Raw genomic sequence first — 25,092 nt, 5'->3', positions numbered from 1 at the left:
CCTCTGTGATGTAATTTTGCAGTACAGCCTATACCTTTGACTCTGCGATACCATTGGCTGATGGTCGTATAAAAAAGCCATCCCATTGTTTAACAGTGGAATGGCTTTTATTTTGAGAAAAATTAAGCTCAAAATCGATGAAGAAGTTGATTAATAACGCAGAAATGCTTCTGGTTCATCATCGGTGTGTTGTTGCTTTTTCACTTCTGGTGCAATGGTTAAATGTGGATTGGATAGCTCAAGTTCGTGGATGAGCTGCATGTCAAATACATCTGTGAGCATGCTGTCATAGCGTTGAATGTTGTAAGTGCTGAGCTGTTCAGCTTCAGAGGCTGTAATGACTTTTTGTGCAATTGCATCGGCTATATGTGCTTCAAAAGTTAAACCTTTGAATTGACCTTTAGATTCAGCTTTTTTAAATTGGTTCCACAGCGGTTCAATTTTTAACAGTTGTAAAAAGGCATTTTCCATACGACCAGAAACTTCATCTGCTGCTGTGCTGTAATACACGTGCTTTTTCAGTTCTTGGCGGAAAGTATTGTCTAGCATCATTTGAGTGGCAACTTCACGTTTTAAACGGTCTGTCGGTTTGGCAACAACTCGTCCAAACGGAAAGCAGATGATTTTTACTACACTTGCTGCTAGTCGCATTGGGAAGTTGTCAAATAAGCCATGGAAAGCTTCTTCAACATTGTACAAAGCTTTATCTAATGCAAGTTGCGCATGTAATTGTTCAGCTTCACTTCTTTGACCTTGTTCATAATATTTAAGAATAGCTGTCGCGATAAATAAATAAGAGTGAATGTCTGCAAGTCGTCCAGAGAGCATTTCTTTACGTTTAATATCGCCGGCTAATAGGCCAAGACACATATCTGCAGTCAGCGCGAAATCGGCACTGAATCGATTAATTTTTTTATAGTAGGGGCGGCTAAATTCATCTGCTGAAGCTGGTGAGTCTGATGGGCCACCTGTGAACGCATAAGCAAAGGCACGTGCAGTTCGGTTAAAGGTATAGCCTAAGTGCTTAAAGAGCATTTCATTGAATGTATTGAGTGCAGCGTTTTTATCTTCGGCTTGAAGTAATTGTAGCTCTTCAAATAAATATGGATGGCACCGCATTGAGCCTTGTCCAAAAATCATCAGAGAGCGACTTAGAATATTGGCACCTTCGACAGTAATTGACACAGGAATGGCCTGATAATTCAAAGCTAAAAAATTACGAGGTCCCATTTGCACGGCACGTCCACCGACGATGTCCATGCCATGATTCACCACTTTCCGCATGGTTTCAGTGGCATAGTATTTGGCCATTGCAGTCATTACAGCAGGTTTGCCGCCTTGGTTTAAACCACAAGTCACCAAATAGCGAAATGCTTCAAGCATATAAGCGTCTGATGCGATATCACTCGAAGCTTCTTGTACACCTTCAAAATTACCTACAGAAATTTTAAATTGCTGACGAACTTTGGCAAATGCCCCGACGTTTAAATATGCCATTTCTCCGGCTGCCGTTGACAAAGCGGGGAGTGAAATGCCACGACCAACCGCTAAACATTCCATCAGCATACGCCAGCCTTTGCCGGCATTTTCAATCCCTCCAATGATCCAGTCTAAGGGAATAAAGACATCTTTGCCTTCAACTGTACCATTCATAAACGGAGAGCCTGGATTATGACGTGGACCTGTAACGACACCGTCATGACTCGCCGGTAGCAGCGCGCAGGTGATGCCATATTCCGTTTTATTTTTATCTCCCAATAAGCCATCTGGATCGTATAACTTAAATGCCAGACCAATGACAGTGGCAATCGGTGCAAGGGTAATCCAGCGTTTAGAGAAATTCATGTTTAAGCCGAGCACTTGTTGTCCCTCAAAGGTGCCATAACAGACGACCCCTGTATCTGGAATAGCGCCTGCATCCGAACCTGCTTCAGGACTGGTGAGTCCAAAACATGGAATTTCTTCACCTTTGGCAAGGCCTGGGAGATATCGGTCTTTTTGTGCTTCAGTACCATAGTGTAGAAGCAATTCCCCCGGTCCAAGCGAGTTGGGCACCATACAACTGACTGCGGCAGTCAGTGATCGGGATGCAATTTTGCTCATGACACGGCTTTGTGCAAATGAACTAAATTCACGCCCTCCATACGATTTTGGAATCACTAGTCCTAAGAAACCATTATCTTTAATGAATTGCCATGCTTCTGGTGGAAGGTCTTTATGTTTATGGTGAATATCCCACTCGTTGAGCATGGCACAAAGTTGTTCAACTTCATTATCAATGAAAGATTGTTCTTCAGCGCTGAGCTGAGGGTAGGGATAAGCCTCAAATTTTTTCCAATCAGGAGCGCCCATAAATAGCTCTTTTTCCCACCAACTTGTTCCTGCATCCAATGCTTCACGTTCCGTAGTACTCATACTCGGCATCGCATTTGCTAAGGATTTATAGGCAGGTTTGGTGAGCAGATTGAGCCGCAGTGGGTCAATCAACATTACTAAACTTAAAGCAATAAGAGGGATGCCAAGTATTAATGACCATGGGGTTAAAAAAGCGAGTGCAATTGAAACAAATATCAGTGTTATTGCGCCTACAGCTCGTGAAAGTTCAAAGAAAAAAACGGCCCAAAGAGCAAAAATAAAGAGTACTGCACTGAGTATAAATAGCATTTGTTATGGCTCCAGTGACAAGGGCCAGAGCGTTATGCGTTTAAAACAGCCTACATGCGTTTAAAAATGATCTCATCTTTTGTCTTTCTGATTTTAAAGTGCATGAGACTGTCAAAATGGCATCACTCGGCTGGTGAGTATGATTGGACAATTGCGCGAATATAATGAAAGCGCAAATAAAGTGTTATCAATAGATTGATTAATAAATAATCACAACACAATCCCTATCGGGCAAAGAAATGTCACATTACGTAAACTTGGATGATTCGATATATTGGATAACGTTTAAGGAACGGACAATTTTCGAAAGATCTTATATTGGGAAACGAATTAGGCTGAGTGTGTGAAAGCCACAAAAAAAGCCCTCAATCAATGAGGGCTTTAATTTGCGATGTTTTAAATCTTTGCGTGATTAAGCTTCAATCGTTTGAACTGCAATTTTCTTTGCAGGATCAGTTTTACGACGTACCGCAGGTACTGGCTCACCATAGTATTGACGGTCAGCAAAGTAGCTAGAACGGACCATTGGTGCAGCCCAAATGTTTTTGAAACCAAGCTTTTGACCATGTGCTGTGTAACGATCAAACTCTTCAGGTGTAACGAAACGATCGATCGGTGCATGTTCTTTAGAGGGCTGTAAGTACTGACCAATGGTGACATAGTCAACATCGTGTGCTTTTAAGTCGTCTAATAACGCGATCACTTCTTCTTCAGTTTCACCAATACCGACCATCAAACCACATTTGGTTGGAACATCTGGGCAGTATTCTTTAAACATTTTTAATAAGTTTAGAGAGTGTTGGTAGTCAGAACCCGGACGCATTGCTTTATACAAACGTGGCACGGTTTCAATGTTGTGGTTAAACACATCAGGTGGACACTCCGTCATAATACGAAGGGCAACATCCATACGACCACGGAAGTCAGGAACTAGAATTTCCAAAAGTGTTTTTGGACTCAAGTCACGAGCTTCTTTAATACAGTCAACAAAGTGCTGTGCGCCGCCATCAACTAGGTCATCACGGTCGACCGACGTAATTACGGCATATTTCAAACCAAGATTGGCAATGGTTTCTGCCATATGGCGTGGTTCATCTGGGTCAAGAGCATTGGGACGACCATGCGCAACGTCGCAGAATGGGCAACGACGAGTACAGATATCGCCCATAATCATAAAGGTTGCAGTACCGCCACCGAAACATTCAGGTAAGTTCGGGCAAGCCGCTTCTTCACACACGGTATGTAATTTTTGTGCGCGTAAAGTTGTTTTAATACGTTGAACTTCATCAGGGGCAGCCATTTTGACCCGAATCCAGTCAGGCTTACGAGGCGTTTCAACCGTTGGCACGACCTTCACAGGTATGCGAGCGACTTTTTCTGCGCCACGAAGTTTTACACCCTGTACAGGTTTACGGTTCTCAGACATATTCAACTTTTCCACTGTTTTTGACAAGGAGATATTCAAAAAATTAGCTCGATCATTATAGCGGACTTGAGCTTAAATAGGGGGAAAACGATATTCATATAATAAATGTGGTTATCACATAATATATGTGAGCTAAATATCCAAAAAAGTTAGGATATACGTCATAATACAGCCTAGATTAAAGAATATTTGTAAAGGAGCGTTGAATGCCACGTAAGAAAGAGGTCGTTAGTGGAACTTTCGTGAAATACGATGCGGTAGTTCTGGGTTCTGGCCCTGCGGGTGAAGGCGCTGCAATGAAACTTGCTAAATCAGGTAAGCGAGTTGCTATTGTAGATATGCGTGAACAGCTTGGTGGTAACTGTACCCATGTAGGAACAATTCCAAGTAAAGCATTGCGTCAGACCGTTTCAAGCATTTTACGTTACCAACGTGACCCTATGTTCCAAAAAGTCGGTGAATGGAAACAGTTCACGATGAAACAGGTGTTACGTAATGCGCATAAAGTGATTCAACAACAAGTTGAAACGCATTCACGTTTTTATGACCGTAATAAAATTGATATTTTCCACGGCCGTGCGTATATCCAAGATCAAAACACTGTTTTGATTTTTAGCAATGAAGGTATGACGGAAACTTTAGTATTCCAGCAATTAGTGATTGCAACAGGTTCACGTCCTTACCGTCCAGCTGCTTTAGACTTTAATCATCCTCGCGTATTTGATTCAGACAAAATTTTGGATCTGGATTATTCAATCCAAAAAATCATCATTTATGGTGCAGGTGTGATTGGTTGTGAATATGCGTCTATCTTTATTGGTCTAGACCACAAAGTGGATTTGATCAATACACAGCACAAATTACTCAGCTATTTAGACGATGAAATCTCAGATGCATTGTCATATCGTTTACGTGAGCAGGGTGTACTGATTCGCCACAACGAACAGATTGATCATCTTGAAACACATGATGATCATGTGGTTCTTCACTTGCAAAGTGGTAAGAAAATTAAAGCGGATGCGATTTTGTGGTGTAACGGCCGTTCTGGTAATACAGATGGTTTAGGCCTAGAAAATGTAGGTATTAAACCAAACAGCCGTGGTCAATTAACCGTGAATGATCAATATCAAACTGAAGTAGAGAATATCTTTGCTGCGGGTGATGTAATCGGTTGGCCTTCACTTGCATCTGCTGCATATGACCAAGGTCGCTGTGCTGGTTCTAACATGAGCGGTGAAGAAGGAATTGCACCTGTAACGGATATTCCGACAGGTATTTATACGATTCCTGAAATTTCTTCGATTGGTAAAACTGAACAACAGTTAACAGAAGAAAAAATTCCGTATGAAGTGGGTCAGGCATCTTTCCGTCATTTGGCACGTGCGCAAATTACGGGCGACACCGTGGGTGAGCTTAAAATCTTGTTCCATCGTGATACTTTAGAAATTTTAGGTGTTCATTGCTTCGGTAATAATGCTGCGGAAATTATTCACATTGGTCAGGCCGTGATGAACAGCCCGAACAATACGATTAAATATTTCGTAGAAACCACATTTAACTATCCGACAATGGCGGAAGCGTACCGTGTTGCAACATTGAACGGTATGAACCGCTTATTCTAAGGTTAAATTGAACTTAGAATGTGCAATGAAAGACCCGTAAGTTTCGGCTTGCGGGTTTTTTATGGGTAGAATAAAGTGCATACAAAATATACAGTCAATCAACTCATAATCATCAGCATTTTCAACTCATTTTAGGTAACCCATGACGATCCGTTCAGTGACTATTCAAGGTTTTCGATCTATTCATCATATGAGTCTGACCTTGTCGCGTCTGAATATTGTCAGTGGTCCGAATGGTTGTGGTAAATCCAATCTATATAAAGCTGTACGTCTCCTGCATGAAGCTGCAAATGGCCAATTATCCCAAGCTATTGCAAATGAGGGCGGGATTCAAAAAATCATGTGGGCAGGTGGTCACCGTGCGGGTGATCGATCGAAAGACCCTAAGCGCATGAAGCTTGCAGTGGAGATGGAGCATTATGAATATCAACTTGAAATAGGTTTTCCTGAACCGCTCATCACCTTGTTTGCACTCGATCCTTTGGTCAAAGTAGAAGGAATTTGGTTAAGCGGTTATCAACGTCGAAAAATGAGCGAGTTGTTAGAGAGAACCAACCAAGCGGCATTTCTTAAAAATGTTGATGAAGAACGGATTGCTTATCCGATGTCTTTAACACCTGAAGAGTCGGTGTTTGGACAATTGTCCGATCCACATTTATACCCCGAAGTTTCACAAGTGCGTGAGACCATGAAAAACTGGCGCTTTTATCATGAGTTTTCTGTCAGTGGAAATTCACCGATCCGTGTCCCACAGGTGGGCATTCGTTCGCCAGTTTTAGCGCATGATGGTACAAATTTAGCTGCGGCTTTTGAAACTTTACGTGAGCGTGGCAACAGTGAAACCTTGTTTGAAGTACTAGAAAAAGCTTTTCCGCAGACCCAATTTTATGTGCAGGAAATGGGAGGGCGCTTTCAAATGATGATGCAAAAGCAAGGGATCTTAAGACCTTTAGAAAGTGCAGAATTTTCAGATGGGACGTTACGATTTTTGTGTTTAGCTGTGGCTTTATTGAGTCCTAGACCCCCAAATTTCATGGCACTGAATGAGCCTGAAAATAGCTTACATCCCGATTTATTACCTGCCTTGGCGATGCTGATTGCCGAAGCAAGTCGCTATACGCAGCTTTGGTTGATCACACATTCCAATGAACTGGTTGAAATGATCAAACAGTATAGTGATGTGCAGCATTATCAACTAGATCAAGTCGAGGGGAAGACCGTGGTCAAGGGCGCAAGCTTAATCGATGAGGATTAGATTATTCCTTTAGCTATAGTTTTTTTGCTTAAGTTTAAAAAGGTAGAAAAGTTAAAAAAGCATAATAGCCGATAAAACTGCTTATTAAGCTAAACCAGACTGGCAGCTTGCTGCGAAGTAAAGCAATAACGACGGCAACAAATATAAAGTCCGTCCATTGAATGATGTATTTCTGGCCCATTTGAAATAGTAGGCACAGTAATAGACCGACGACAGCCGCATTGATCATTTTTAAGGTGCCAAAAAGCATCGGGTATTTCATCAACTTATTCCAAAACGGTAATAAGCCAAACAATAATAAAAATGATGGTAAAAATATCGCCACAGTCGCGAGTACAGCATTTAAGAGTAGCACATCAGTCATGGGTAAAAGTGTGCCGAGATAGGCGGCGAAACTAAACAAAGGTCCCGGCATGAGTTGTGCAAGGGCATAGCCTAAGTCAAAATTTTCATTACTGATCAGTCCTGTAGAGACAAAGTCCTGATGTAAAAATGGCAAAATAATATGTCCACCACCAAAGACGAGGGATGCTGTGCGGTAGAAACTTTCTAAGCTGAAAGCCAATATATTGCTATGTTGTATATCGAAGAATGGCAGAACGAAAAAAGGGCTGATAAAGGCGAGAAGCCATAGCCAAGAGGTGCGAGTATTTTCATGTGCATTCTGGCTAAAATTGTCATGTTTGGGTGGAACTGTTTCGGCGATATTTGGCTTTTGGCTGTGTAATTGATTTGACGATAAAACTAAACCGATAATTGCAGCGCATAAAATCACCAAAACTTGATTTAAAGAAAATTGAAAGAAATAAATAAAAAATGCTGCTAAAAGCATGACTAGATACTGAAATTTTGTTTTACAGAAGCTTCGCATTATTTGCCAAAATGCCCATGCAACAACGGCTAGTACAATTAACTGAATAACATGAAAGAATAAAGTTGAGAGTTGATTACTGAGTTTTATACTTAAAGTGGCCGCGGCACACATCAGCAGGGCTGAAGGTAAAGTAAATCCTAACCATGCAAAACAAGCACCTTGATAGCGGTTGAGTTGAAATCCAATCGCCATGCCTAGCTGGCTACTGGTTGGGCCTGGAAGGACTTGAGCCAAGGTAAGCAAATGCGCATATTCATGCTCTGTTATCCATTTTTCTTGTTTCACAAAATATTGAAAAAACAACACCAAATGTGCCGCAGGTCCACCAAATGCAATACACCCTAATCTTAAAAAGGTGAGAAAGATGACAAGGTTTCGTTGTGGTTTGGACTGGCTCATGCGTTACCAATATTTAAAATCAAAAGTAAGGTTATGAATTTCTAAAGGATAAAATTATGAAAGTTAAAAGATCTTAAAGGCTGATTATTGCAGGAGTATGTAAATCCTGCTTCAAAAATATTTTGAAGTGCTTAGCAGGGAAAAAGATAATTGGACGAAGTGACATAGTGCTGTCCCACATGCACATGGCGTCGGTTTCCGCCGCTGATTAGCATCAGCACATACACATAAAAAATTGTCTAAAAATGACTTCTCCAAAATCAGACACCTTATCAGAAATTTTGAGCGCTTTATTGAAGTGGTTGATGAGTGGCATTGCATCGTTACTTTCAATCATGGCATTTGCAGATGATCAGCTACCGGCTACACAAGCATTAGCAAGTTATACAGATCAAAACAGTTGGCAGGGCATTCAGCACTATCTACCCAAAGAATACCATTTAACAGAAACGCAGCGACCCAAAGAAGAGTGGTGGAGTTGGCAGGGTCATACTGTTCACTTAGATACTTATCGGAATCCACAGGCAAAAGTGAAGGTGATTCTGTTTCATGGTGTGGGAACAAATGGTCGACAAATGTCGATGATTTTGGGTTATTCTTTGGCACAACGTGGCTATGAAACTATCGCTATTGATATGCCCGGTTATGGCCTCACCCAAGTCAAAAAGGGCTCAAAAATTCGTTATGATGATTGGGTTCAAGCAGGTAATGACCTCATTGAAGCCGAGCTACAAAAAGATTATCGTCCTATCGTTTTGTATGGGCTTAGTGCAGGTGGTATGTTGACCTATCACGTGGCGGCAAAAAATAAAAAGGTGAAAGGTATCGTCGGTATGACCTTTCTAGACACTTCAAATAAAACTGTGCGTGATCAAGTCTCTTTGAATAAATTTATGAGCCGCGTGGGCAGCCCACTGGCTCATGTGACAGCACATACACCATTTTCAGCATTGCCAATGCCGATGCGGTGGGTAAGTAAAATGCATCGCTTGGTGAATAATGACGCAGCATTGCAGGTCTTTTTAAAAGATAAAACGTCAGCTGGGAATAGTGTATCGGTTAAATTTCTAGATTCGTATTTATATTATAAAAATGACACGCCACCGGAGCAGTTTGATGTCTGCCCAATTTTACTAACGCAGCCTGAACAAGACCGCTGGACGCCTTTGGCTTTAAGTCAGCCATTTTTAGCACGGATTCATCAAGTTCCAGTCGATGTCGTGCTGTTGAAAAATGCAGGACATTATCCTTTGGAACAGCCGGGACTTGAGCAAATGGTCAATGCAATAGATGCGTTTTATCAAAAAGTCACGCAATAATCTGTTGAAAGCGTGATGCGTAATTCATACCAACATAGATATAAAAAAACCGCCAGAAGGCGGTTTTTTTATTGGGACTTTATCGTGGAAATATTTAAGCAAAATGACCATGTTGAAAATCATAAAATGCCTGACGTATTTCATCTTCAGTATTCATGACGAATGGTCCATGTGCCGCAATCGATTCATTTAAAGCTTCGCCACTTAAAATAAGCAGTTTGGTTGCTTCAAAAGATTTAAGTTTCAAGGACGATACTTGGTCACTCACATATAAAGTCTGTTTCGCATCAAAGCGTTGACCTTCAATTTCGATCGCCCCACTTAATACAAAAATCATGTTATTCCACTGTGGGTTGAATGAAAATTCCTGTTCAGCATTTGCATTCAAGCGCACATCCAATACATTCATCGGGCTAAAGGTTTCAGCGGCGCCCAATGTATCTTCGAATTGGCCAGCAATGACGCGTACCACGCCAGCATTTTGTGCAAGCTTTACTTCAGCAATATTGGCTTTAGTCAGTTCTTGATAGCGAGGTTCAGTCATTTTGGCATGACGAGGTAAATTGACCCAAAGTTGTACCATGTCTAAATTTCCGCCAGTTTTTGCAAAATCTTTAGAATGGTGTTCTTCATGCATAATGCCTCGACCTGCGGTCATCCATTGCACTTCGTCTTTGGCAATACTGCCGTGATTTCCTTTAGAGTCAAAATGCTCTAATTCACCTTCATAAACAATGGTTACTGTTTCAAAGCCACGATGTGGATGTGATCCAACACCACGTTGATGATGACTTGGAGAGAAGTGATATTGGCCGGTATAGCCCATAACGAGAAATGGACTGGTTTGATTGCCCATTTCTTGCATAGGGAGCATAGAGTTTGTTGGGAAGCCATCGCCCACCCAAGTACTACGATCACTATGATAAACACGTTTGATTGAATTCATAATTCAGCCCTCAATTTATTGCTTCTGAGATCTATTATTGAGGTATAGTGAGGGAATGACAGGGCGAAAAACTCAACAGATTATTCTAAAAATGAAACAATCATGCAAAATTTAAATGACTATTACTATTTCGTGCAAGTGGTGAAATACCAAGGTTATACCAAAGCCAGTGAAGCATTGGGTATTACAAAATCTAAGCTATCACGCCGTATAACAGAATTAGAGACCCGTTTGGGGGTGCGTCTGATTCAGCGTAATACGCGTAAATTTACAGTAACTGAAATAGGACAACAGTTCTATTTGCATTGCTTAAAAATTTTAGAGGAAGTCAGCGAAACGGAAAACTTTGTGCTTAGTACATTGAATGACCAACTCTGTGGCCAAATTAAAATCTCTTGTCCTGTGGCTTTGGTGGAAATGCCTGTTGCCAAAATGGTCACCGATTTTATGCAGCAATATCCAGACATCAGTGTGCATCTGATGGCGACCAATCATCGGGTTGATGTTATCGAGGAAGGCGTAGATTTAGCCATTCGTGTGCGTAATATGCCTTTATTGGATAGTGATTTGATCGTTCGAGATTTAGATGCTTGGGATCATGTTTTGGTGGCATCGCCACAACTTTTCTTCGAGCGTGAAATTCCACAGCAATTGGCTGAGATTCAAAATTTTCCGTGTATTGGTTTTGACCGACCTAAACATTTTTGGGATTTCCGACATCGTGAAAAAAGTGAAACCCAACAAATTGAATTTCATCCACGCTTAAGAACTGACAGTTTTAGTGCGATGATTTTGGCTGCTCTTTCTGGCGTAGGAATCGCATCTTTGCCCAAAGTGTTTGTACGTGATGCTTTAAAAAGTGGTGAGTTAATAGAGCTATTTCCTGAATGGCAATTGCCGCAAGGGGTCATCCATGTTGCCTACGCGACACGACAAGGCATGCTGCCGGGTGTGCGTGCGATGTTAGACCATTTGATTTCAGGTTTTAAGGCCTTAGATATAGATCATCCGTAATTTGAGCAGTGTTCTTATTGTTTTCAGATTTTAATTATTTGGGGTTATTGCTCAAACACGGATTTACAGGGTTATTTATTTTTTATTGTTGGCATGAAGTTCAACATTAGTATGGTCGTCCTCCTGCTAGGCTAATTCGCTTTAATAAGCGACGTTGGTCTGAAGGGAAAGGGCGGCGTGAGTGTAAAGTGGCTTGGTTATCCCAAAATACAATGTCACCTTCTTCCCATTGATGTTCATATCGAAACTCAGGTTTCAATAAATGTTCACGTAAAGATGCAATCAATTCACTGCCTGACTGATCATCGTAGTGAACCAATTCCACTTCAGATCGTTCATTTAACCACAGACCTTTACGGCCACTTTCTGGATGGGTACGTACAAGTGGATGTGGATAGGCATGTCCAACAATCGGTTGGTCTTTGAAACGGTAAAGCGGTGTAGTGCCATATCCCGTTGTGCCTTTATTATTTTTGGCACGGACAAATGGGTTATAGGTAATGAGTTGAAGTTGGTCTAAATGTTTTTGTGTCGCTTCATCTAAAGCTTCATAGGCTTTAATGGTGTTATACCATGAGGTTTGTCCACCGTCTTGTGGCAGTTCAATGGCATAGAGTAATGAACCAAAAGATGGCAGCGGAGTCCACTGATGGTCTGCATGCGCAGCCAATTCACCATGTCCAGTATAGTCACCTTTGCCGACTGCATTTGAAACGGGTACCACGTCTGGTGGTGTACCGGTATCATCTTGTGACGCTAACACTGGAATATCTGCACCGGGACGGAAGATTGAACCGAAGTAGCTTGCAAACGCGAGATACTGTAAATCATCTAGACTTTGATGTTTAAAAATTAAAATCAAGTGTTCTGCCAGCGCTTGTTTTAAACGGTAGATGGTTTCCCCAGACTGTGCTTTACGCGCATCTAAACCATAAACCACAGCCCCCAAAGCTTGGTCATGTTGCACTTCAATACGAATTTCATTGCCATCTTGAAAATGTTCTGCTTGATGCCAACGCGGAGCATCATGGATGGCTTGTGAAAGTTGAGTTAATGCGGTCATTTCATAAGTTCTCAAATTGTTCTTTATTGAGACTTAATCTATGGAAGAAAGCACAGGTTGGAAAATTAAAAAATAAGCTAAGTTTATGAAAAAACGTATTATTAATACTAATATGCTGAAAATGCAGCTTTTATTGAATCGTGTAGAATATAGCTAAAAAACTGCTGTTGTAGTGTTGATAAAACAGCAGTTTGGGTCTGAATTAAGATTTCAATACGTTTTTAATGCGCACAAAACGCTTGGTTAAAGTATTCAAATAATTCAGGTGTTTGGCTCCATAAGCCGATGGATAAGGCTAACAAGGCCAGAATACTGATAGCAATACTGAGTCGGAACCATAATGTTGAATTAGTCATGAATGACACTTTCCTCATTAACCATGAAATGAACCAATACCCCAAAAATACTCAGGACAATCGAAAAAATCCAAATGGCATTATAGTTACCGGTCATATCGTGGTTCACACCACCCAACCAGCCACCAAAAAATGAACCGACTTGGTGAGTAAAGAACACTATACCACTGAGCATACTGAGATATTTAACGCCAAACATATTGGCCACAATACCGTTGGTGAGTGGTACGGTAGAAAGCCATAATAGACCCATAATGACGCCAAAAGCATAGATTGTCCATGTGCTTAAAGGCAGCAAAAGAAAGGCAATAATGGCAATGCCACGTAAACCATAAAGTCCCATTAACAGCTTTGGTTTGGAATATTTGCCACCAAGCCAACCTGCTGTGTAGGTGCCGACAATATTAAACAGTCCAACGAGCGCTAGGAAAATAGTGCCCGTAGTGGCATTAAAGCCATGATCGATTAAATATCCCGGAAGATGGATGCCAATAAACACCACTTGGAAGCCACAGACAAAGAAACCGAGTGCTAGAAACCAAAAGGGTTTATGCTCCCAAGCCAATTGCAAAATTTGTTTAAAAGTCAGAGAGGCTTCATGCGTATTAGTTGCATTTGGTGCAACATACATTGGTGCTTTTAGCATCCAAGCTAAAGGAATAATAAGCGCAATTAAAATGGCGCTGACCACCAAAGCCGAAGACCAACCAAATTTTTGCAGTAGCAGTAATGTAGAGGGCAGCATAATGAACTGACCAAAAGAACCTGCGGCACTGGCAATACCCATGGCTAAACTACGTTTGTCTGGATGCGCTGCACGTCCTACGGCCGAGAGTAATACTGGAAAGGATGTGGCCGAGAGAGCCAAACCTAGGATTAAACCTGCGCTTAAATTAAGCAGTAAACCGGTAGAGCTGATGGCCATGAGTAATAGCCCGAGGGCATATAATGCACCACCGACGGCGACCACGATCTTACTGCCATATTTATCTGCAAAAGCCCCAGTAATTGGCTGTACAGCACCCCAAATTAAGTTTTGCATGGCAATGGCAAGGCTAAATACGTTATGTCCCCAACCGAATTCATCACTCATCGGCACGAGATAGAGGCCAAATGCATGACGCACCCCTAAAGACAATGCCAAAATAATAGCACTGCCAATGAGCATGTAAATCAGGGGCTTTGAGAAACGAGTATCAGACATACAGCAGGCTACATTCTTTAAATTTAATCCAATGGTATTCGAATAAACGCAGAGTTGCGATTAAATTTAATTCACCAAACAATAAATTTTTTTTATAGATAACTATGGATGAATAAAGGAAATTGCCTCAGCAGAAATTCAAAAGTGTCTAAATGAGATTGAAAAGATAATTCAAAATAAAAGACCATATATAGCCTAATAAAAAAGACGGCTGTAGCCGTCTTTTTTATATTCAGGTTATTAATTAGAAACGCATACCGATACCTGCATACGCAAGAATTGGATTTACTTCAATATCGGCTTTAGATTTGATCAGTTCGCCGTGTGTCGCATCTGTAACGGTAATGGTGGTTTCATTTTGAAGGTGTGCATAGCTGACAGAACCAACAGCAAACCATTTATCATTGAAATCATAGGTGAAGCCCACCGTCGCAACCGGAGCAAATACATCAGTTGCCTCTAAATCAACTTTTGGGTTTGCCTTACTTGGTTTTCCTTCCAAAGAGGCGCCTGCATTACCTTCTTTAATGTTGGCAATCATGTGACCTGCGGCAATCAAATCTTTCTCAATTTGTGGATTCATTTCCAATTCATTGAAGTAGGCATACATCACGCCTAGACCCACATAGGGACGGAATTTATTGACGCCAGTTTTACCAAAGTGATATTGGATTTCAGCAGCCGGAGTCCATGCACGTGCAGAAGCTGCTGCACCATGTGCGCCTAAGTCGGTAATGAAAATATCATTTTCAAGTTCAAGATTTCCCAGTGCACCGCCTAGTGGTTTTGCAATGGCAGAAAATGGTGCATAAATTTTCCCTGAGCCTTGTAAATCAACTTTTGGCGGAATACCCGCTTTCATTTCTAGTGATACATTGTCAGTGAAGAAATAGTTGGTCATGATCCCAAGCGTGGTGACGTCGTCTGCTTCAAGACCGGTCCCTGGATTGTCCCATTGTTCAAGTCCTGAAATGGTGGCTTTACCACTCATTGAAGCAGGAACTGTGTCCAAAAGGTTTAGGGCACCTGCTAGCAGCGGAGGGACTTTGTATCCTTCTCGAATATTGTCTTTTACTGTTTGTGTTTTAACATCACCAACTTCTGCCTCATAGCCTTCATTGATGGCAGTATTTACACGAAATGGCTGCGCTTTACCTTGTGGCATAACATGTAAAGCACCAACAGAGACAGAAAAACGTTTGAAGCCATCGCCATCTTTTAAACTAAAATATGGTGAGTCTGCATGACTGAGCATAGGTAGAGCAGCCATAGAAGCAGCAATGCACAATACACTTTTTTTCATTTTAAAGGACTCCATGTCCGTAAATTGATAATAATTTTTCTAAGTGCCCATTATTCAAAATTAGTGCGTAAAAAATGTTATAGAAAACAAGAGTAAAGGTAATAGTCCTGTAACATTCTTGATGATTTGTATTGTTTGAAGGTTTTAATGAGGTATTTGTGTAAAAAAAAGAACATTTTTGAAATTTAGAAATGCTTATATCTATTTGTAAATATTCAATATTTATTGACATAAATGACAGTGAATTTATTTGTTTGGGTCAATAAAATAGTTTAAAACGACCATATTCAAAGCAACTTTTTGTTTTTGTTGTCCTCTACAGATATAAGTCATAGGTCATCGTTGAGTCGTTATATGTTAATCGTGTTTAATCTCTTAAAGCCTTTTACACCAAAACCATTTTTTTTTGTACAATAGCACCAGATTCAATTGAGTTATTCGTATGAGTACGCAAAACCCTCCCAAGAAAAAGGCTTTAGTTAATTTGCCTTTTCCGATTAAAAAAGCTGAAGATAATGCTTCGGATGAAATCTTTGAAGATATGCGTCCAAAACCTCAGCGTTATGCTGACCGTACTTGGATGCCACCACGCGGTACACGTCGTTCGATGGGTAAGCGTTAAGAGATTTAAATAAAAAAGCCATGATTAAAACCATGGCTTTTTTATTGCAAATTATTGATGTTAATTGCGTATTTCAGACTGAATTCTACGGTCTTTATTTAGATAATACTTTTTCTTCTGACGATACATGTCCAGATCTGCACGTTTAAGCATATCTTCCATTCGCTCATTCAAGATATTGGTGGCTGAACCAATCGATATACTCATCGGTTGATTAGAATAAAATTGGTTATCGACCAATAACAACTCATTCAAACTTTGTAAACAGTTTTGCAGTGCTGCATCATCAGCACCCGGTAAAAGTATGACAAATTCATCACCGCCAATGCGTGAAGCAGAATAGGGGGTGTGCTGAATAAGTTGGTTTAAAATGTTGCCCAAACGTCTGAGTATACTGTCACCAGCATCGTGCCCAATACTGTCATTGAGTTCTTTTAGTCCATTTAAATCCATAAAAATACAAGAAACAGGACTTAATTGATTGCGTTCGAGACGATTGAGTTCTGCGATATAAAATGAACGGTTATAGAGCTCGGTCAGAACGTCATGCTTACCTAAATATTCAAGATAATTTTCAGCCTTTTTACGTGCGGTAATATCAGTCAGCGCAACCTGCACGGTGCTCCAGTCATCGAGATAATCGGGAAATACGGTAAATTGCAGCAAGACGTGGCGAATACTGCCATCAAGTGCATAATTTACGGCTTCACGTTGATGATGTAGATTGCCATTCCAAAGTTCAATCAACTGTTCTTTAAAGGTTTGCAGCATTTCTTTGGCAAACACTTTATGTACATTTTTGAGCAATATTTCTTTGTTCGGGGCACCAAATAAATCAAGCGTGGCTTGATTGACGTCAACGATCAGTATTTCTTTAATGCACTCTTGTACAAAATCGGGATGAACATCCAAAAAAGTCACAAAGTCTTCGATTTCTAAAGCGCGTAGCTGATCTAATTTGATTTTAATCCGGCTAAAATCTTCGACCCAAAGTGAGGTCGGAGAATAATGAAAACGCGCTTCTGCCAAATGACGACTTTGTTCTTGTAAACGGCAAGCTTCAGTATAAGAGGTGATATCTTCAGTCGTTATTAAGACGGCAGATAAATCCTGCTCATGACTCGGTAGCACGATGCCCTTGAGTTGAATGTCTAGGCGTTGTCCATTAAGCGTATAGTTCACGGCAGAATGGGAAAAATGTGTTTCACCATTCCACAATGCAACCAATTCTCTAATGTGTGTTTGACACATCTCGGCCTGAAAAACTAAATTCAGGTTTTGACATAAATGTTCAAAGTCATGTGCTTGATAAAGTTCCAACGTTTTTGCGTTGACCAGTAAGAGTTTTATTTTTCTCGCACATTGCAGAATACGTGATTCATCTTGTTGAAGAAAAGTAGCGAGATCCTGCACACCTTGCTGACGCCAGAGATCAAATTGTTTTTTGACTTCACTGTAATCTTCAAGCCACATGGCAATGGGGGATAGCTCAAAAAAAGGAAAATCTAGCATGTCTATTTTATGTGCTCGTCATTCTTTATGATAATTACAGCAAGTAGTATAGGACGAAAAAAATGATATTAAAATAATGTGATATGTGAAATAAATTTTATTTTTAATGTGACTTAAGTCGCTAAAAATCATTAGTCAACCGTAGAAAAAAAGCCAATATGGACATTGGCTTTTTGGGGGGAAATGTGGTGAAAATAGTCTTTAGCGGCTGGCTTTACGAGCTTTATTTTCAGGCTTTGGTGCAGCGATTTCACGTTCAGCTTTCCAAACATCAATAAAATCTTTTTCATTAATATTGTACAGTTCAAGTAGGGCTAAAATGACGCCGCCAAACATCATTGGGCCTTCTGAGTTGCTTTGAAACTCGAATATTTTCCCATTCAGGGCATGCAAAATATCTTCAATTTCAAAAATACGGTCACGACCATTGCTATCTGTCGGGTACATTTGGGTATTCAGCACAATTTTCGCAAGACTTTTTTCATTATCTGTTAAGGCCAGAACATCAACCAATTCATCTGCCGAAGGTGCAAAAATTACCGAGTCTTGAAAAATTGTATGTAGAAGTTTCGAAGTAAGTTTAGGTAAAGCTTTTTCAACGAAAGGACGGAATGAAATTGGAAAAATAACATTTCTGGAAATCCCCTTAAACATGGGAGCAATTTCTTCAACTTTATAGCCAGCGACACCACAGCCAATCGAAGTAATGAAATATTTGGTCTTCGGATGATTCTTGGTATAGATTTTAAAATCATCAACATAATGTTGAATCTGAGACAATGGCATTTGTTGTAAATGCTCATTCATTGTTGGAATAGCAAAACTTTGACCAGCCCATCCACGACCAATACCATTCATTGCACCAAAATGCTCTAGGGCTATACGCGCTGCACCGCCAGTATGTTGACCTGCCATATTGCTGCCAAAAACAAAAATAGTATCTTCGGGTAGGTTTTTAACAATACTTTCGTCATGATATTGGTAAGTCATAAGTTTGATCTGTGGCGTCCTTTTGTTCATGTTGCAGGTGAAATTTACATAGGTCAAGTATCAATAAGGGATAAATGAACGCTTTATTCCTGAGTTTTTTTAGAGCCAAGAGTTTCCTCAAGAAAAACATGCGAAATAAGGCGAATTATTTTTCAAACATGAGAAAAATCTATGGGGTTATGTTGAATTATAATTTTACAGTCTGTACACGCCTCTGGTATTTACATAAATTTAGCGTTGTTTTGTGCAACTTTGCCCTCATAATAAAGCCATATAAAACTGTTGAATTGAAGAAGAGTGTGATGCAGGAACAGCCTTTTGAACTGGTAACACAATATCAGCCGGCAGGTGATCAGCCTCAAGCGATTGAGAAATTGGTGAAGGGGATTGAAAAAGGAATGCATGATCAGTTGCTCTTAGGGGTAACAGGTTCAGGTAAAACCTATACCATGGCAAATGTGATAGCACGCACGCAACGTCCAACGATTATTATGGCGCATAATAAAACTTTAGCTGCGCAGCTTTATGGCGAGTTTAAAGCCTTCTTTCCGCATAATGCCGTGGAATACTTCGTCAGTTATTATGACTATTATCAACCCGAAGCCTATGTTCCATCTTCAGATACTTTTATTGAAAAAGATTCATCGATTAATGATCATATCGACCAAATGCGTCTTTCGGCAACACGGGCATTACTAGAGCGACGTGATGCAATTATCGTAGCGTCAGTTTCAGCTATTTATGGTCTGGGTGATCCCAATGCTTATATGAGTATGCTTCTGCATATCGTGGAAGGAGACCGTATTAGCCGTGATGATATCATCCGTCGTTTGGTGGAAATGCAATACACCCGAAATGAACTCGAATTTTTACGGGGCACATACCGTATTCGTGGTGAAATTATTGATATTTTTCCTGCTGAATCTGATCAAAATGCCATTCGAATAGAATTATTTGATGATGAAGTTGATTCAGTTCGATGGTTTGATCCATTGACGGGCAGAATGGTCCGTAAAGTGCCACGTATTACGATTTACCCAAAAAGCCATTATGTAACACCTAAAGATAATTTACAGCGTGCAATTGGAACGATTCGTGAAGAACTCGCAGAACGACTAGGATTCTTTCGTGCAAATGATAAATTACTCGAAGCACAGCGTATCGAACAACGTACACGGTATGATTTAGAGATGATGCAGCAGCTTGGCTATACCAACGGTATTGAAAACTATTCACGCCACTTGTCTGGCCGTCCTTCTGGTGAAGCACCTCCGACTTTGTTTGATTATGTACCTGATGATGCTTTATTAATCATTGATGAATCGCACGTTACCGTTCCGCAAATTGGGGCTATGTATAAAGGTGACCGTTCACGTAAAGAAAATTTGGTCAATTACGGTTTTCGTTTACCAAGTGCGCTTGATAACCGCCCAATGAAATTTGAAGAATGGGAGCGGATTATTCCTTCGACCATTTATGTCAGTGCAACGCCTGCACATTATGAAATGGAAAAGTCTGAACAAGTCGTTGAGCAAGTGGTTCGACCCACAGGTTTGGTCGACCCTGAAATTGAAATTCGTCCAGTGTTAACGCAAGTGGATGATGTATTGTCAGAAATTAATAATCGTAAAAACTTAAATGAGCGTGTATTGGTTACGACATTAACCAAACGTATGGCAGAAGATTTAACTTCATATTTGAAAGAATATGGCATTAAAGTCGCTTATTTACATTCAGATATTGACACTGTTGAGCGCACTAAAATTATTCATGAATTGCGTTCAGGTGTATACGATGCAATTGTTGGGATTAACTTACTGCGCGAAGGCTTAGATATGCCAGAAGTGTCTCTAGTCGCCATTTTAGATGCAGACAAAGAAGGCTTCTTGCGTTCTGAGCGCTCTTTGATTCAAACCATTGGTCGTGCAGCGCGTAACTTAAACGGTAAAGCGATTTTATATGCAGATCGTATGACTGACTCAATGCAAAAAGCCATTGATGAAACGGATCGGCGTCGTAATTTACAAATCGCCTTTAATCTTGAACATGGCATTACACCACGTAGTGCTGTACGCCAAAATGTCAATGATATTGATACTGGTGAAGTGCTGACAGATGATGAAATCGATGAAAAAATTTCAGATCAGGCCAAGGCATTAACTGCAGATGAGCGTCATTTGATGTCGGATCCAAAACTTTTGGCAAAACATATGAATAAGTTGGAAAAAGAAATGCTAAAAGCGTCTAAGGATTTACAGTTCGAACAAGCCGCTCGATTACGCGATGAAATCTTGCGTTTAAAAGCACAGATGATTTCATAATTTTGTTAGACAAGATGCGGAATATTGTTTGAATGACATACATAATTCAGACAAGAAAATGATTTTTAGAGCAATTTTTTCGGCTAGAGTAAAATCACGAGAAAAGAATCTACTTTATTTTATCGATAATTTTGCAGCGAAATGAGGCATAAAAATGACAACAACGAATCTTCCGAAAGCTGGTTTTAAACTCGCAAAAATTGCACTTGGTGCAGCAGTGTTAATTGGTTTGGGTGTAGCCACAATGGCCTATGCACAGACGAAACCGTTACAGACTGTGGAAAAAGTCGAGCTCGATCGTTATTTAGGTATGTGGTATGAAGTAGCTCGTAAGCCTATGGTTTTTCAAAAAAGCTGTGACCGTGATGTGATTGCGGTTTACACGCTAAATGAAAATGGCAACATTAATGTCAATAATCGCTGTGTATCTAAAGATGGTACCAAGAAGCAATCAATAGGCGAGGCATTTGTACAAAATGCACCGTTTAACTCGAAATTAAAAGTTAGTTTCTTACCAGAAGCCATTCGTTGGTTGCCTGTGGGGCGTGGTGATTATTGGGTACTCAAAGCCGATGAAGACTATCAGACAGTTTTGGTAGGTGAGCCACGTCGTAAATATATGTGGGTGCTTTCTCGTTCGGCTCATCCAGATCAGGAAGTGATTCAGGAATATCTAAATTATGCGCAATCTGTTGGTTATGATTTATCAGATATTATTCATACCAAGCAAACAGTGAAACCTAAAACCTAAATAATTGAACAAATGCTAAAAAACCATGCCTGTGCATGGTTTTTTATTTGCTAGAATGTCCATGCGAAAAGCTTGATTGATCAAGCAAAATATCAAGATTATGTAGTCATTTGGACTGGAGTGAAAGATGTATAAAGGCGTTGCATTGTCTGTATTGGCATCGGTCACTTTCGGTATTTTGTATTTCTTTACCATCTTTTTAAAACCTCTAGATAGCGAGCAAACTTTTGCATGGCGCATGTTGGCGACCTTGCCATTTTTAACCTTATTTATGTGGTGGATGAAAGATTTAAACAAAGTCAGTGAAATTTTTTGGCGTGTGGTCAAGCGACCGATCTTTCTCATTTGGTTAATCATTAGTTCATTTTTATGTACTACACAGCTTTGGTTGTTTTTGTGGGGACCAATTAATGGCCGAGGGCTAGAAGTATCTTTAGGGTATTTTCTCTTGCCCTTAGTGATGGTTCTAGTTGGATGTGTACTGTATAAAGAAAAGCTGTCTAAATGGCAGATGGCTGCCGTGGCACTGGCAATTTTAGGTGTTGGCCACGAAATTTGGCGTATTGGCAGTATCGCGTGGGAAACTGTCTATGTCGCTGTGGCTTATCCAATTTATTTCTTTTTACGTCGTACCTTTAAAACCGATCATTTGGGTGGTTTTTGGTGGGATCTTTGCTTAATTTTGCCTGTAGCCTTTTATTTAGGATTTATTCATAGCGATAGTTTAGCGCTGATGTCGTTATTCCCGTATCTGATTTTGGCGGTTTTAGGACTGGGTTTTCTGAGTGCGCTTGGCTTAGGCAGCTATATGTTGGCTAGTCGTTATTTGCCATTTGTGATTTTTGGTTTGTTGAGTTATTTAGAACCCGTGTTGTTAGCTTTTGCATCCATCGCATTGGGGGAGCGAGTAGAAGCCGAAGAATGGCTGACCTATATTCCAATTTGGGGGGCGGTATTGTTATTGGTGATAGAAGGTGTCTTGCATCTGTTTAAACAAAAGCAAAATGAACGTGCGCTAGCAAAAAATGTAAAAGCGTTAAATGATCGAATCGATTCTTAGACTGAAAATGCTGGTACGATAAATTGATCAGTTCACAATTAACACTTGCTGTTTTTTAAGAAAATCTTAAACTTAGAAAACTAAAACACGCCATGATTCAATTCATTGTTTAGGAAGAACAGTATTGAATGATGGTGTACAAAAATATTTATTTTAGATAAAAATAAACTGAAATCGATAAAAGGTTGATTAAAGAACCAAGATACAGGAAGCAGTCAGTGGTTGTCCCATTTCATCAAAGCGCTAAACTTTTACAGCTAGAGCCTGTGTTGGATCAGCATTGGCGGAGTATTGTATCTGAAGTATGCACTGATCTTGATCAATACAATTTAGCACAGATACAGCAGGTGTTATCGCAAAAAGGTATTCGTTGGGAGTCTTCATCACAGTCGTATCAAAGCGATGTACCGATGAATTTGGGCATGCTGATGAAAGTACTAAAATATGATGCCATGCGTGAGCATGCACAGTATTTGGCAACACAGCTCGAAGAACTTAGGATATTGACCCAGAGTATTCAAATTGCGCGAAAATTAGAAGAAAACCTACTCTATATCAATAAAATAGATGCAGAAGAAGATTTTGAATTACAGTATGAAAAAAATGTATTACATCAGCATTTCATTTTAAATGCCGCACAAATCATTCGTGAAATGGATTTGATTGCGCCGAGTGATGCACGGCAACTCACTGCTCTGCAAGTTAAAATTTTCTTGATCGAAATTTTCTTAAAGTCACATATGTTAGGGCAAGTTTTTGATGCTTCTATCCCGAAATCATCTGAGGTTTGGCAACATCCGATTTTTAAATATTATTTAAAGCGTGAACAAAAAACGCGATATTTACAAATTGTACAAACATCTGAGTTTATTTATATTTTGTCGCCTGATTTAGATTGGACGACGCAGTATTCAGCAACTCGATTTTTATCGACAAAGCATAATGATGCCTTAGCAGACGAAATTTTTAATGGGGTGGCCATAGATTTAAATACTGCTTTAGAAAATCAGCAGATCGAACAATTAAAATTTCTAGTCTCAAAGTTGGCATCCATTGCAGGTTTTATACATTTAGATCTACAAAATTTAATGCAGCAACTACATACACGGGTAGATAAGCATCTACTTTTAATGCTGCATGTAGAGGATGCTACTCAATTAGCGACGGTTTTACCTGCTTTTGAGCAGCAGTTCAATACATTGATCTTGAAGCCCTTACATCAGACTGTTCAATATAAACTGAGTGAGCAGATACAGCATGATTTTGCCTTTTTCCATAGCATGCAAATATCTCAGAAGCTCATCACGAGTCTAAACGTCTTGAGTAGTTGCCCTAAGTTTGAGGCAAGTTTGGAGTTGAAGCGACTGCGACTTCAACTACAGGCTTGGCAGGTGCTTTTGTTGAAACGGCGTACGCACATTTTTCATGTTCAAAACGAAGATGATTGGGAGTTACATCATCAGCAGTCACAGCAAATTCATACGGCGTTGAAAGCGCTCTTGCAGCCGAACGAGGATCAACAGAAGATCTTTGCTAAAGACTTAATTGTAGAAAATACGGGTGCCCATGGCGCGCATGTTGGATTTTCCAAACGCATGACGAAAACAGGGGAGTATGAAAGCCTTGAAGCAGATACTTTAAAAGCGCAACAGCAAAAAAAGCGCCAGACTTATATGCAGGTTTTAATGTTGCTAAAGGAACATGCGCCACAGCTCGTCAATCTTGATTTTGAGTCATGTGAAAATGCCTTAAAGGTGCAGTCTTTTAGTGATCGGAGATATTTTGCGATTAGTGCTGGAGAGAATGGTTTAAATGCACTACCGAAAGTATTAGAGCTGAGTGTAAATTTCTTTGATTTTAATCTGGAAAAGTTTGCTGAGAATCTGAAAAATTAACAGAATTTTAAATATTGATCTGATTTTAAAACTAATGTTAGGCAGTAACATTAGAGGCGTAATTTGATCCAAATAAAAGAACGATACGCGGTAATGTTATCCGCAATTGTCTAAGACAAGGTTACTTCTAATAAAAAATGTTTTTGCGATACTTTGAATAAATTGACGGTAGTGAACGAGTTTTGCGGTGAGGAGCATTGCTCCGCAAGATGGTTTCCTTATGAAGCACGCTTCTCATTTTGCCAAATGAGAAACAACGTTTCGTAAGAGTACCTCCGACTGAAGGCTAAACCCTTTATTCAAACTTTAGATGTAAGATTCCGTCGAATAGTCTTAAAAATCATTTAAAAATGTGAAATTATTATTACGAGAAACCTTTGCACGAACAGATACACAAAAGTTCGTTAAAATGATATAATGCTTTATAATCAACCACATAACAAAAGACACCGACATGGCATGGAAACAAACAGGGCAGCTGTCCCTAGCAGACAGT

Annotated in this window: 19 protein-coding genes; 9 read left to right on the top strand and 10 right to left on the bottom strand. The window is 40.1% G+C overall.

Features of this window, described 5'->3' with window-relative positions:
- Nucleotides 1–150 precede the first annotated feature (150 nt).
- Together FTU34_RS09790 and lipA are read right to left on the bottom strand one after the other, a co-directional pair.
- Nucleotides 151–2,664: an acyl-CoA dehydrogenase gene (locus tag FTU34_RS09790; protein WP_180035620.1), complete on the bottom strand. Its 2,514-nt coding sequence runs from the start codon at nucleotides 2,662–2,664 to the stop codon at nucleotides 151–153.
- Between the two features lie 412 nt (nucleotides 2,665–3,076).
- A complete protein-coding gene (gene lipA, locus FTU34_RS09785; protein WP_180004941.1) occupies nucleotides 3,077–4,090 on the bottom strand; it encodes a lipoyl synthase in 1,014 nt (337 codons plus the stop codon).
- 206 nt (nucleotides 4,091–4,296) lie between these two features.
- Here lipA and sthA point away from each other — a divergent pair, with 206 nt between their 5' ends.
- Together sthA and FTU34_RS09775 are read left to right on the top strand one after the other, a co-directional pair.
- A complete protein-coding gene (gene sthA, locus FTU34_RS09780) occupies nucleotides 4,297–5,712 on the top strand; it encodes a Si-specific NAD(P)(+) transhydrogenase (RefSeq protein WP_078190237.1) in 1,416 nt (471 codons plus the stop codon).
- 142 nt (nucleotides 5,713–5,854) lie between these two features.
- Nucleotides 5,855–6,967 carry an AAA family ATPase gene (locus FTU34_RS09775; protein WP_180035621.1) on the top strand — a complete coding sequence of 371 codons (1,113 nt, stop codon included), beginning with the start codon at nucleotides 5,855–5,857 and terminating at the stop codon, nucleotides 6,965–6,967.
- A gap of 34 nt (nucleotides 6,968–7,001) precedes the next feature.
- Here the strand turns inward: FTU34_RS09775 and chrA are convergent, their stop codons facing one another.
- Nucleotides 7,002–8,240 (bottom strand): chromate efflux transporter, encoded by a 1,239-nt coding sequence (gene chrA / locus FTU34_RS09770; protein ID WP_180035622.1) that lies wholly within the window; start codon nucleotides 8,238–8,240, stop codon nucleotides 7,002–7,004.
- Nucleotides 8,241–8,575: 335 nt separating this feature from the next.
- Here chrA and FTU34_RS09765 point away from each other — a divergent pair, with 335 nt between their 5' ends.
- The gene (locus FTU34_RS09765) at nucleotides 8,576–9,559 is read left to right on the top strand and encodes an alpha/beta hydrolase (protein ID WP_257226273.1); all 984 of its coding nucleotides are present in this window, start codon (nucleotides 8,576–8,578) and stop codon (nucleotides 9,557–9,559) included.
- 94 nt (nucleotides 9,560–9,653) lie between these two features.
- Here the strand turns inward: FTU34_RS09765 and FTU34_RS09760 are convergent, their stop codons facing one another.
- The gene (locus tag FTU34_RS09760; protein ID WP_180035624.1) at nucleotides 9,654–10,505 is read right to left on the bottom strand and encodes a pirin family protein; all 852 of its coding nucleotides are present in this window, start codon (nucleotides 10,503–10,505) and stop codon (nucleotides 9,654–9,656) included.
- 102 nt (nucleotides 10,506–10,607) lie between these two features.
- Here FTU34_RS09760 and FTU34_RS09755 point away from each other — a divergent pair, with 102 nt between their 5' ends.
- Entirely contained in the window at nucleotides 10,608–11,519 is a 912-nt protein-coding gene (locus tag FTU34_RS09755) for a LysR substrate-binding domain-containing protein (protein WP_180035625.1), read from the top strand.
- Between the two features lie 106 nt (nucleotides 11,520–11,625).
- Here FTU34_RS09755 and FTU34_RS09750 read toward each other — a convergent pair whose 3' ends face one another.
- The 4 genes from FTU34_RS09750 to FTU34_RS09740 form a co-directional block, all read right to left on the bottom strand.
- Complete coding sequence (locus FTU34_RS09750) at nucleotides 11,626–12,582, bottom strand: TauD/TfdA family dioxygenase (RefSeq protein ID WP_180035626.1); 957 nt, start codon at nucleotides 12,580–12,582, stop codon at nucleotides 11,626–11,628.
- A gap of 221 nt (nucleotides 12,583–12,803) precedes the next feature.
- Nucleotides 12,804–12,938 carry a hypothetical protein gene (locus FTU34_RS17875; RefSeq protein WP_257221407.1) on the bottom strand — a complete coding sequence of 45 codons (135 nt, stop codon included), beginning with the start codon at nucleotides 12,936–12,938 and terminating at the stop codon, nucleotides 12,804–12,806.
- Nucleotides 12,931–14,142: an MFS transporter gene (locus FTU34_RS09745; protein ID WP_180023436.1), complete on the bottom strand. Its 1,212-nt coding sequence runs from the start codon at nucleotides 14,140–14,142 to the stop codon at nucleotides 12,931–12,933. Before FTU34_RS09745 ends, FTU34_RS17875 begins: the two co-directional genes overlap by 8 nt.
- Nucleotides 14,143–14,386: 244 nt before the next feature.
- Complete coding sequence (locus FTU34_RS09740; RefSeq protein ID WP_180035627.1) at nucleotides 14,387–15,445, bottom strand: OmpW family protein; 1,059 nt, start codon at nucleotides 15,443–15,445, stop codon at nucleotides 14,387–14,389.
- A gap of 442 nt (nucleotides 15,446–15,887) precedes the next feature.
- Between FTU34_RS09740 and FTU34_RS09735 the strand changes: the two genes are divergently transcribed.
- Nucleotides 15,888–16,067: a hypothetical protein gene (locus tag FTU34_RS09735; RefSeq protein ID WP_078190224.1), complete on the top strand. Its 180-nt coding sequence runs from the start codon at nucleotides 15,888–15,890 to the stop codon at nucleotides 16,065–16,067.
- 60 nt (nucleotides 16,068–16,127) lie between these two features.
- Here FTU34_RS09735 and FTU34_RS09730 read toward each other — a convergent pair whose 3' ends face one another.
- Together FTU34_RS09730 and FTU34_RS09725 are read right to left on the bottom strand one after the other, a co-directional pair.
- Entirely contained in the window at nucleotides 16,128–17,585 is a 1,458-nt protein-coding gene (locus FTU34_RS09730) for a sensor domain-containing diguanylate cyclase (RefSeq protein ID WP_180035640.1), read from the bottom strand.
- Nucleotides 17,586–17,780: 195 nt separating this feature from the next.
- Entirely contained in the window at nucleotides 17,781–18,569 is a 789-nt protein-coding gene (locus tag FTU34_RS09725) for a hypothetical protein (protein WP_180035628.1), read from the bottom strand.
- Between the two features lie 299 nt (nucleotides 18,570–18,868).
- Here FTU34_RS09725 and uvrB point away from each other — a divergent pair, with 299 nt between their 5' ends.
- The 4 genes from uvrB to FTU34_RS09705 all read left to right on the top strand — a co-directional run bounded on the left by uvrB (nucleotide 18,869) and on the right by FTU34_RS09705 (nucleotide 24,596).
- Complete coding sequence (gene uvrB / locus FTU34_RS09720; protein WP_180035629.1) at nucleotides 18,869–20,890, top strand: excinuclease ABC subunit UvrB; 2,022 nt, start codon at nucleotides 18,869–18,871, stop codon at nucleotides 20,888–20,890.
- Between the two features lie 154 nt (nucleotides 20,891–21,044).
- Nucleotides 21,045–21,641 carry a lipocalin family protein gene (locus tag FTU34_RS09715; RefSeq protein WP_180035630.1) on the top strand — a complete coding sequence of 199 codons (597 nt, stop codon included), beginning with the start codon at nucleotides 21,045–21,047 and terminating at the stop codon, nucleotides 21,639–21,641.
- A gap of 127 nt (nucleotides 21,642–21,768) precedes the next feature.
- Nucleotides 21,769–22,701, top strand: coding sequence for an EamA family transporter RarD (gene rarD, locus FTU34_RS09710; protein ID WP_180035631.1), 933 nt, complete (start codon nucleotides 21,769–21,771; stop codon nucleotides 22,699–22,701).
- 218 nt (nucleotides 22,702–22,919) lie between these two features.
- Nucleotides 22,920–24,596, top strand: coding sequence for a hypothetical protein (locus FTU34_RS09705; protein ID WP_180035632.1), 1,677 nt, complete (start codon nucleotides 22,920–22,922; stop codon nucleotides 24,594–24,596).
- Nucleotides 24,597–25,092 lie beyond the last annotated feature (496 nt).

It is taken from the genome of Acinetobacter sp. YH12094, from assembly GCF_013419295.1.
GTDB lineage: Bacteria > Pseudomonadota > Gammaproteobacteria > Pseudomonadales > Moraxellaceae > Acinetobacter > Acinetobacter amyesii.
This window is presented reverse-complemented; position numbering and strand designations above follow the sequence as displayed.